The 10,403-nt window shown below is 41.2% G+C and carries 11 protein-coding genes; 5 read left to right on the top strand and 6 right to left on the bottom strand.

Features of this window, described 5'->3' with window-relative positions:
* From AS219_RS04065 to AS219_RS00300, 3 genes are all read right to left on the bottom strand, one after another.
* Positions 1-183 (bottom strand): hypothetical protein (locus AS219_RS04065; protein WP_231861789.1); only part of this gene is annotated, 183 nt, incomplete at its 3' end.
* A 478-nt stretch (positions 184-661) separates the two neighbouring features.
* Positions 662-1,297: a hypothetical protein gene (locus AS219_RS00305; protein ID WP_067978522.1), complete on the bottom strand. Its 636-nt coding sequence runs from the start codon at positions 1,295-1,297 to the stop codon at positions 662-664.
* A 207-nt stretch (positions 1,298-1,504) separates the two neighbouring features.
* On the bottom strand, positions 1,505-3,010 hold the full coding sequence (locus AS219_RS00300; protein ID WP_067978520.1) for a YifB family Mg chelatase-like AAA ATPase: 1,506 nt from the start codon (positions 3,008-3,010) through the stop codon (positions 1,505-1,507).
* A gap of 370 nt (positions 3,011-3,380) precedes the next feature.
* Here AS219_RS00300 and rho point away from each other — a divergent pair, with 370 nt between their 5' ends.
* Positions 3,381-4,892 carry a transcription termination factor Rho gene (gene rho, locus AS219_RS00295; protein ID WP_231861788.1) on the top strand — a complete coding sequence of 504 codons (1,512 nt, stop codon included), beginning with the start codon at positions 3,381-3,383 and terminating at the stop codon, positions 4,890-4,892.
* A 90-nt stretch (positions 4,893-4,982) separates the two neighbouring features.
* Here rho and AS219_RS00290 read toward each other — a convergent pair whose 3' ends face one another.
* Positions 4,983-5,651 (bottom strand): SURF1 family cytochrome oxidase biogenesis protein, encoded by a 669-nt coding sequence (locus AS219_RS00290; protein ID WP_067978515.1) that lies wholly within the window; start codon positions 5,649-5,651, stop codon positions 4,983-4,985.
* Between the two features lie 308 nt (positions 5,652-5,959).
* Between AS219_RS00290 and AS219_RS00285 the strand changes: the two genes are divergently transcribed.
* Positions 5,960-6,850, top strand: a complete 891-nt coding sequence (locus AS219_RS00285) for a DMT family transporter (RefSeq protein ID WP_067978512.1) — start codon at positions 5,960-5,962, stop codon at positions 6,848-6,850.
* Positions 6,851-6,876: 26 nt separating this feature from the next.
* Here the strand turns inward: AS219_RS00285 and AS219_RS00280 are convergent, their stop codons facing one another.
* Together AS219_RS00280 and AS219_RS00275 are read right to left on the bottom strand one after the other, a co-directional pair.
* Entirely contained in the window at positions 6,877-8,109 is a 1,233-nt protein-coding gene (locus tag AS219_RS00280; protein ID WP_231861787.1) for a multidrug effflux MFS transporter, read from the bottom strand.
* Positions 8,072-9,091: a substrate-binding domain-containing protein gene (locus AS219_RS00275; protein ID WP_067978509.1), complete on the bottom strand. Its 1,020-nt coding sequence runs from the start codon at positions 9,089-9,091 to the stop codon at positions 8,072-8,074. Before AS219_RS00275 ends, AS219_RS00280 begins: the two co-directional genes overlap by 38 nt.
* 204 nt (positions 9,092-9,295) lie before the next feature.
* On the opposite strand from AS219_RS00275, the gene rpsF reads away from it, so the two are divergent.
* From rpsF to rplI, 3 genes are read left to right on the top strand one after another with little or no spacing between them, the layout of a single operon-like run.
* Positions 9,296-9,640, top strand: coding sequence for a 30S ribosomal protein S6 (gene rpsF, locus AS219_RS00270; protein ID WP_067978506.1), 345 nt, complete (start codon positions 9,296-9,298; stop codon positions 9,638-9,640).
* Between the two features lie 12 nt (positions 9,641-9,652).
* The gene (gene rpsR, locus AS219_RS00265) at positions 9,653-9,907 is read left to right on the top strand and encodes a 30S ribosomal protein S18 (protein ID WP_067978502.1); all 255 of its coding nucleotides are present in this window, start codon (positions 9,653-9,655) and stop codon (positions 9,905-9,907) included.
* Between the two features lie 12 nt (positions 9,908-9,919).
* Positions 9,920-10,402: a 50S ribosomal protein L9 gene (gene rplI / locus AS219_RS00260; protein WP_067978500.1), complete on the top strand. Its 483-nt coding sequence runs from the start codon at positions 9,920-9,922 to the stop codon at positions 10,400-10,402.
* The last annotated feature ends 1 nt before the right edge of the window (position 10,403 follow it).

The following is a 10,403-nucleotide window of genomic DNA, read 5'->3' as shown; positions in this document are numbered from 1 at the left end:
CAACGCCCACACAAAGCAAGCAATAACCAACAGAAGGTATAGAAAACACCACCAGGTCTTTGTTACTTGTGAGTCAGACTTCCAAGGTACCCTTGTCGCCAGCTGAACAGCAAGAATAGTCAGAGATGAGAGAACTGCTGCTGCAACAACGTATCTAGTATCCAGTTTCGTCTTAGGTTGCATATCTTTCAACTCCTTGCACTATTGCCGACCATGATATTAACACAAGCGTCGGCAGCACTTGTAACTACCATCTAATACACTGCAGATATAAGATCTACATCATTCACTGTACATCAAAACACTGCACCTGTAAAACAACCTACTTTTTGTAAACAGTTTACAATTACCTAGATTAGTATAACCGGCCTAAAAACACACTTCTACACCCCGGATTTCAGCATACTAGCTACAGTTTATTCGGAAAAAAATCGGTTCTGTTAGGTGAACCTTTTTACCTCACCTAAACCTACGAGACCTGCGATTATCTATAGTACTTTCAGCATGTATTTGGGAAAATTGCCGCATAAAGTTAGGGGTTTTTCGCTTCAATCACTGGGATCTTCTATTACCATACTCGTGTTGCTCTTATCGACAATCAGAGTCACAGCTGCCTGGAGAAAGCCACTCGCATAATTTACCCCAACCCTACTTCTTCAAATTAGATGAGCTCCGACACCGAAGATGTTGATAATTCACCCGAATATGGATCACAGGCACGAACGCTAAGATTCTTCTCCTCCGGGTTCTGCAAGGAGCTGATCTTATACGAGAGTACATCCAACCAGAATAGAACCACCATTGATGAGAAGGCCAAAAAGAAGAGACCCAAAAGTGCACACTCTATGCCAGCTAGCACTCGCTTTTCAGTCAAAGATAAGTCTTTCTTATGATCCAAGACAGCTCCAAGTGGAATAAGCACTAAAGGAAGGACAAGAATCAGGAACACAGAACAACAGAGCAGAGAGCTCTCAATTGCATTAACTACACGAGAAGTGCGTCTTCGAGGTACATAAGGGGTAATCACATAAGGGCCAACCACCCTTGTAACTCCACGAACCATCATTCCAAGAAGAGAACCCACCAATACGACACCCGGGACAATTAGATATACAAAACACCACCAGCTCTTTGTTACTTCCGAGTCAGACCTCCAAGGTATCCTTTTCGCCACTTGAACAGCAAGAATAGTTACAGAGCTCAGCAAAAAAAAGAAAAGCGAAACAATTGCAGTCCTTTGTAAAAATCGCACGTAGGAATAATCCAGGCCTACACTTGAGTCATCACGCACTTTCATACACCCTCTCCCAACTTTAGTTTAAGAACTAACACAACTCATTCAACAGACAACCTCGCCACACACGGCACTAAATACCCTGTGCACAAGAAACTGAATGATTATATTTACGTCATTACATCATATTCGTTATAAAAGCAATATGTTAGTACTAACATAAATTTGTTAGTACCAACATAAACAAATACCATCTACAATCCAGAAGTTTTAATTTCGACTCATTCTGTAGTAGAGCGCTTCTGTCAGGTGAGCTCTTTTCACTTCATCTGAACCATCAAGGTCAGCAATCGTGCGTGCCACCTTCAGTATACGGTCATGACCACGTAGGGAAATGTAACCCTTCTCGAAAGTAACCTTCAGAAACTCCTTTGTTTCATTATCAAGTGAAACATATTCTGCAAGTGCACGATTATCCATGTGACAGTTCAAATTAAACTTCATTTTCTTGTACCTTTCGTATTGTTTGTTTCGCGCAGCAACGACTCTCTTTCTGATTAAAGCGGACGCTTCTTCATTCTGTGACTCAAAAAACTGACTCTTGTTTATCGGTTCCATATTCACGAAGATGTCTATTCTGTCAAGAATAGGACCTGAAATCGTTTTCATATAGTCCAATCCGCATTTCTTTGAGTTTTTACACTCCTTTTCCGGAAGATAACCCAAATAGCCACATCTGCAAGGATTCATAGCTCCTATTAACTGGAAAGATGCAGGGTAAGTCAATTTCATATTTGCGCGGGATATCGTTACCTCACCTGTCTCCAGTACCTGTCTGAGCGTATCCAATAGATGACTAGAAAATTCAGCCATTTCATCAAGAAAAAGCACTCCGTTGTGTGCAAGAGTCACTTCACCTGGTTTTGGTATTGCACCACCACCAATCATTGCTGCAACTGAAGCCGATTGATGTGGCTCTCGAAAAGGACGTTTTCTATAAATCTTATTTGTGAACTCACCAGAAACACTGATAATTGTATTCACTTCCATGATTTCCTTGGGTAAGAGAGGTGGCATGATGCCAACGATTCTCTTAGCAAGCATTGATTTACCAGTACCTGGAGGTCCGCGCATAAGGAGATGATGCCCACCCGCAGCAGCTATTTCAATTGCACGCTTTGCGATTTTTTGCCCTTTGACATCCTTCATATCTGGGTAAGAATCTTCTTCGAGCACAAAAGCATCACATATCTTCCTAGGTGCAGATTTTCCCGTTAGAAACGATATCAACTCATTCAGTGAGGAAATCGGTAAAAGCTTCTTATTCTTTGAGATACGTGCTTCTATCCTATTCTCCCATGGACACACTAGCCATAGATTACGTTCTTTAGCATAAACAGCTGCTGGAAGGACTCCCACAACACCCTTTACCGAAGCATCAAGGGAAAGCTCACCAAGTACAACAAATTCCGAAAAATCACGACTGATAAAATTGCTATCCAACAACTGAATTACACCAAGTGCTATTGGAAGATCATAATGTGTACCTATTTTTGTCAAACCTGCCGGGGAAAGGTTCACTGTTATTCTCTTTTTAGGTAAGAGCAAACCTACATGCAGGAGTGCTGCCCTGATCCTTTCCTTGGACTCGCTGACTGCTTTATCAGGTAAACCAACAATGTTAAAACAAGGCAGTCCAGGTGATATGGCAACCTGAACTCCCACTTTAACCAAATTAAGTCCCTGAATTGAAATTGTATGAATTTCTGTAAACAAGAATTGTACCTATCAGAAGATAATATTAACTTATTTGCGTTAGAGTTTCTTTTATCATAATCCACTTCTGTTGTTTATGCTTCTAGGCTCTTGAAATAGAAGACAGAAAAGCGTAGACTTAGCACCTGAATTAGCTCTTACTAAATGGTCATCTGCGCCTGAGTGTATGTTTAGGATCAGTAGCCTCAATGGGCTTGCTGTGTTTCTTGACTGCGGGTGAGAAACATGTTAGTCAGTGCCTTTAGTTGGGCCGGCCTTATATCACTTTGCAAATGTTTGGGTTTGGCCGTTTTCTTTCTTTTCTCTATTTTTTCTTTGAATTGCAATTCACCTTGTTTTTTTTGCAGCACTTACACTATTAGGTCGACCCATGACACTACTGAAAGATTTACACCATTCTGCCGCAAGCGAATCACTACCGGGAGAAGCACCACCGGTAGAAAAACATAAAAGCAATCCACCAACAAAAAGAAATACCCTGAAGCTCGTCAAAAAAGCTGAACCCTGTAAAGCTGAAGAAATAAAAAAAACTGTAACAACAGAAACACGACGTGAGCATGATCCAGTCGGTGACCCTGAAAAGCTCATTGATTTGTCTGACTTACGCTCAAAAAGTGCACGAGAACTCTTAACAATGGCAGAGTCGCTCAATTTGCAGAATCTAGCTGGGATGTCAAAGCAGGATTTGATAATCCTTATCGCACAGAGCGGAAGCACAGACAGCCAAGCTGAAAAGGTTATAATGAGCTCCGGCGTAGCTGAGGTCCTAAACGAGGGTTTTGCCTTCATGCGGTCCTCAGCATACAACTATCTTGCGAACCAAGATGACATTTATATCTCACCAGGACAGGTACGAAGACTCGGTATTAGGACAGGCGATCTGATCTATGGTGAAGTGCGAGCTCCAAAAAAGGGCGAAAGATATTTTGCACTTTCTAAAGCATTGGAAATCAATAATAGCCCAGCGTCTGCTGCTAGAAGGTACGTTGCTTTCGAGAGCTTGGTTCCTCTTTATCCAGACACTCAGATAAAGCTTGAGTGCGAAAAGTCCGCACGGCCTTTAGACTCAAAAAACTGTGACTTAAGCGGCAGAATCATTGATATAGTTGCTCCGCTCGGAAGAGGACAAAGGGCATTGATAGTTGCACAACCAAAAACTGGGAAGACTATTCTACTGCAAAACATCGCCCATTCTATTTCCGCGAACTATCCGGATATACACTTGATCATCCTTCTCATCGATGAGCGACCAGAAGAGGTCACTGATATGCGTAGGTCAGTGAATGCAGAGGTGGTGAGCTCAACATTCGATGAACCAGCGGATAAACACGTATATGTTGCTGAATTTGCGATCGAAAAAGCAAAAAGGCTGGTCGAACAGGGAAAACACGTCGTTATTTTACTTGATTCGATTACTCGTTTGGCTAGGGCGTACAATTCGGTTGTTCCGTCTTCTGGTAAACTTTTGAGTGGTGGTGTGGATTCTAATGCCCTTCAGAAAGCAAAGCGTCTCTTTGGGGCAGCACGGAATATTGAAGGTGGTGGTTCTTTGACTATTATTGGAACAGCACTTGTAGATACTGGCTCAAGAATGGATGAACTCATTTATGAAGAGTTTAAAGGTACCGGTAACTCCGAGATAATTCTTGACAGAAAGCTTGCAGAAAAGCGTCTGTTCCCAGCGATTGATATAACTAAGTCGGGAACAAGAAAGGAAGAACTCCTTCTAGAACGTTCCGTTCTGAACAAGGTTTGGGTTTTGAGACGAATTCTCAACCAGATGACGGACGCTGATGCGATCGAGTTCATAATAGATAAGCTGCAAAGAACGAAAAACAACGAAGAGTTTTTCCTCTTTATGGATAAAAAAGTTAACAACTAGAAAAGCTTGTGTTCCTAAGTAGGATCTACAAAAAAATCAGCCTGTATGTGTTTTTGCTGGTATCTACCAGAAAATGGAAAACAGATACCGTTATCTACTAGAAAGCAAGGCCTGTGCTTTCTTTCTCGAGCCCAGCAAATAGTAAACCACTCCGATAAATGCCACTGCATACCACATGAACGCATACCAAAAGTGCATCATTATTTTCAGCTGCGGCTTCTGCAGTGACAAAATCATCCTAGGATGGATCGATATGAAATCATTTGAAGTTGAATACAGAATATATTTCAAAACTGGGAGCTTAAACTTCGATCCAATTTCTTCCATATCCAGAGAATAAAACTCTAAATTAGTAACGTCGTTTCTGATAAGAGGAATACTAGCTCCTTTTACTGGGAGTAAGTAACCTTTAAAGCCAAACTCTTTTTGAGATTTTAAGGTCTGGAGAATAATCTCCTTTGCCCTATCTTTTTCTTCTTTTCTCACATAACCGACATTCACTAGGACAACTTTCCCCTCAGTAACAAATGGAACGAGTATATTGAAATGCATGGAATCTCTATAGTAAAGGTAAATATCATCACATTCATAGAGACTAAGATTACCAACAAAATTACAGTATTCGCGTGGATCGTTTAAGGTACTAATATGGCATCCCGTAATATTTGCATACGCCATGCGTTTGAAAAGAAACCTTTTTACTTGCCAACAACCCAAAAATAAAGAGATTAAAATGCAAAAAATAAAGACCTTTTTCATATTGATAATCGAAAAACTGTAAATAAAACTTTTAGGTAAAGACTGCGAGGTACGACACAGATGATAACGCAATAGATAGTTAATATAGTGATGTTAAATGTCCCCTTTGCGTAGCCAGAATGATATTTTACAGGGAACTCCCAATACGAATCTCTTATTTTTTACATAAAATGCCCCAACTGCAGATCTTTTATTTGAGATAAAGACTAAAAAGCTTGAATAAGTGCGAGAAATTAATGGCTGCATTCTACAAAAGCTCAAATGAAGGTTCTCCTGTGTTGACAGACATATGTCGAAGATAACTGTTTATGATCCCCAATAATAATTTAAAAGCAATATTATGGATGCTTGTGCACATGTTCACTGCTGCATTAATGTGCGCATCGTACAGAATTTTGGGAACACAAATGGATAGACTTGTACTCGCTTTTTTCCTCAATGCAAGCGGCTTTATTTTTATCATTCCATTTGCAGTCTACAAAAACAGAGAAATCAGGCGAAGTACTTTATGGAAATCATACATGCTGCGAGCATCTCTTACTGTCTCTGCACAGTTGTTGCTCATCTACGCATACAACAATATGGAATTCGCGCAGGTTTCAGCAATAACGCTTTTGTATCCTCTTCTTTGCAGCTTTGCATCATGCATCATCCTACATGAAAAAATCGGTGTGAGTAAAGCTACTTCACTAGTGATAGCCTTCATAGGAGCAATAATCATAGTCAATCCCGACTATTACAGCTTCAATTACTACTCTCTCTTTGCAATTCTTGCGACTTCTTTGTGGGTACTTTACGATTTGGCTACGGCAAAGTACGGAAAAACAGAGTCCATAGTGACTCAATCATTCTTCATCATGTTTTTTATTACGTTATTTTCTGGCCTATTAGCAGCTTATAGAGATTTTACAAGCATCCCAGAACTATTCTGGGAAGATGTTCACTACTTTGGATTAGTTGCTTTTGTTTACTTTGTCAGCGGAATTGGAGCAATCATGTATACAAACGAACTTGGTCTGGTCATGCCCTTTTATTTTCTCGTACTAATTGTTTCCACGGCGATAGGATACTACGGCTTTTCGGAAAGTATATCATTTAAAACATCTTTTGGAGCAACAACAATCCTGTGTAGCACCATCTACATTGCATACTGCGAGTACAAAAACAAAGGTAAAAGAAACCTGAAAAAACAAAACTAACGCACGGATAAGAATCAACTCAATACCTATCTAACCGATTTTATAGTGGGACCCCTCACTGCGTAGCGGAAAACCAGCATACTTATAAGAACTGACACAATTGTAAATGACGATAGTGGAACTATTGTGCCGTCATAAAAAGGTGCGTTTAGGTAGACACTCAATGCACCAAGTACCATTTCGGAACACACTAAAAGTGCTGTAGCCTTGCCATTGTCAGATTCATCAACTTGGTCAAGAGCAAGCGTCGTTGAATTCCCAATTACGAACGCGAGTCCCATAGCACTGAAAAACCATATACATTCAAGTACAAGCGGCGAAAACCCAACAGTATAGTGGAGAATAATAAGCGTCACTTCACTAAACAGAGGAAGGATCAACCCAAATGCTACCAACTTCTTTAGACCTACCTTCGTAATATATCTGTTATTTAAGATTGTTCCCAGTAAGAAACCCATTACATTAATTGCAACTAGATACCCGTACTCGCGGATTGTGACGCCCATATCTTCGAGTAATAAAAAAGGAGAAGAACTAATAACATTCCAGAGCCACATAAAAGTAATAACTGTCACAGCAGAATAAAGGACGTAATTCCTGTTGGTCGCTATTCGAATGTAAGAGTTAAAAAGACTTTTTAGCGAAGCAGGATTTCTCTCCTTCACCGTTTCCTGAAAAAAGAAAATTAATAGCACGAGACACACCGATTCCAACAAGGCAAGGAACAAAAAAGTGTAGTGCCAACTGAAATAAAAGAGGATAGCAGTACCTAGAATAGGCGCAAATGTGGGAGAAATTGCAACCACAGAGGATAATTTAGAAATAACTTGTGCACATTTATCACCGGAGTAGAAATCCTTAACACTAGCAAAACCGACAACAACCGCAACACCTTGTCCGATACCTTGTAGGAACCTGAAGAAAACCAATGCATCGACCGAAGTGGAAAAAGCACAAAGAACACTAGAGACAATAAAAACCGATGCTCCTAAAAGCAAAGCAGGCTTCCTTCCCCATAAATCAGAAAGCGTACCCCAAAAAAGGCTGGAAAGAGCTAGACCCAGTATATTACCACTTACGCTCGCCTTTACAGCTACTGCCGTGGCTGAAAAAAAAACACCAATGCTTGGCAGCGCGGGCACATAAATTTCCACTGCAACATCTGCCACAAAAATGACGAACGTGATCAAAGCCACGTGCAAAAACCGATTCACAGACAACTCAAGAAGATAAAGATGCAACCTCTTCTCTAATGGCATCTAGTTCCTGATTTGGCAGCGGAACCATACCAATAGCCCTTAGGTAGCCGTATGTTCCTAGTGCATTCTCACTAAGAACTTCATTAAGCAGATCCCTAAGCCCCCGAACAAGACCAAGATGCGAGAGTTTTACGTACAAGTACACTGGACGAACAAAATCGTACTGACCACTCATTATACTTTCATAAGTTGGTCGCACCCCATTTACAGAATGCGCCGTTAGTGCATCGGAATTCCTTATGAAAAAACTGTAACTCAGAAGACCAAACGCATTGGGATTACGTGCAAGCTTTTGGACCATCAAGTTTTCATTGTTACTGACTTCCACATACACACCATCATCTCGAACGACTGAACATATCTTTCTCAATTTTTCCGGCCCATACGCTAAATTGAAAGCAGGTTCACTTAGACACTGGCTGAGTAAGATCATTTTTTTTACTGACTCGAACGTACCAGTATTCCTTGTAGGGCCATAAATCTTAATCTCGGAATCATAGAATTTTTTATCATCTATGTTACCCCATCGCTTGTTGTGATTTTTAACAAGTCTGACCCCCTCCGGCACGTAAAAAGAGATAGCCTCAAAAATGTCACGAATGGAGAATTCGTAATCAAGGCCACTACCACTACTACTTGCAACAACAAGAGCATCTCTGCCGAGCTCAATTTCCATTATATCTTCACTGTTGATTGAGTACACCTTGCACAGTGCCAACTCCACTTCATTTATCCTGCGAGAGGATACAACTATGTCTGGATGAGCATCACCCACACCCGTACAAAAGAGCTTAAATCCAGCACTAGTTCCAGTGGACTCGACTATAGGAGTCTTAACTCTATAGGTCTTAGCGAACCCCTCAGAAATCGCACTCATGAAGGGAAAGACGGTACTCGAACCTACAACCCTCACATACTCCCTAGCATAAGAAAAACTAGCACAGAGGAACAGGAAAAATAGGTATAGAAAAATCCGCGCCATTCAAACTAAAAAGACACTCTAACACACCAGTCTACACTCTACTGCAAAAACCGGAACGATACTCGCATTCCAGAAAAACTGAGCCAGTTCGCACACTAGAGTACCGACACAAACAGACGAGATTATAAGTGCATTCACGGTATACTTGTCAAGCTAAAATTTTCCTGTTAGAATTCGCCCTTTATCGTGTAACCACTTAATCACATGCCTTCTCACATTTATGAGTGCGTGTTCCTTGCGAGTAGCTCCCTTTCTGAAGGAGGTGTGTCCAATCTCATGGACAACTTCAATGCCGCCTTCGCTGAGAACAATATCAAAGTTCTGCGTCAGGAAAACTGGGGATCTCTTGCTCTTGCATATAAGATAAAGAACCACACGAAGGCAAATTATTTCATGTTCGTTATTTCTGCTGAGCCGACAGCCCTTCAGAAGTTTGAGGCAAAATTGAAGTATAATGATCTTGTGTTACGTTATTTGCTACAGAGAAAGAGGGAGTTCAAGGTGCCTGATGGGGTTATATCGCTTAAACTGCCACAGTATCAGCAGTAATTCGTAGGTAGTATGGGGAGTATAGAAGAAGTTAAAAAAACTCAGGCATCTCCGGTGGACGTTGAGTCTCAGGTTGAGCTTGATTTGAAGATCGAGGATTTTGATTACAAGAATGTGGCGCTCATTAAGCGTTTCATGACCTCAGTTGGGCGTGTCTTGTCGAGAAGAGCCACTGGTTTGAGTGCGAAAAAGCAACGGAAGATGGCGAAGGAAGTTCGGAAGATGAAGTTTCTTGCACTTGTTCCGTATTGTGATCGCCACAAATAGAGCGTAGGGTGTATGTTGGTTATTTTAAAAGAAACAGCACGTAAACTTGGAAACGTGGGTGATGTCCTCAAGGTCAAGAAGGGCTTTGCAAGGAACTATCTCATTCCTTCTGGTAAAGCCGTGCGCGCCACCAAGGCAAATTTGGCAATTCTGGAGAGCAGTAAGGAGAAGTTAGCAGCCCAACAAGCTGCGGAGCTAGAGGCTGCTTCGGAGTTGGCAAAATCTTTTGCAGAGATTGATGTTCTTCCTATATATGCGCAAGCGGAGCGCGGTGTCCTTTTTGGGGCAGTAAATGCTAAGCAGATTGTTGCGGAGCTTTCCAAAAAAGGAGTAGAAATTACTGCTAAGAATGTCGTTCTTGGAGCACCGATAAAGACTCTTGGAGAGCATGAAGTGAAGATTTTTTTGCATTCCAAAGTCGAGTGTTCTCTCAGGATTCACATTTTGGACGCCTCTAGAAGAGACGCCGATGGAAGCACTACAGGTACGTCATAAA

The sequence above is a fragment of the Neorickettsia sp. 179522 genome (genome assembly GCF_001593535.1).
Lineage (GTDB): Bacteria > Pseudomonadota > Alphaproteobacteria > Rickettsiales > Anaplasmataceae > Neorickettsia > Neorickettsia findlayensis.
This window is presented reverse-complemented; position numbering and strand designations above follow the sequence as displayed.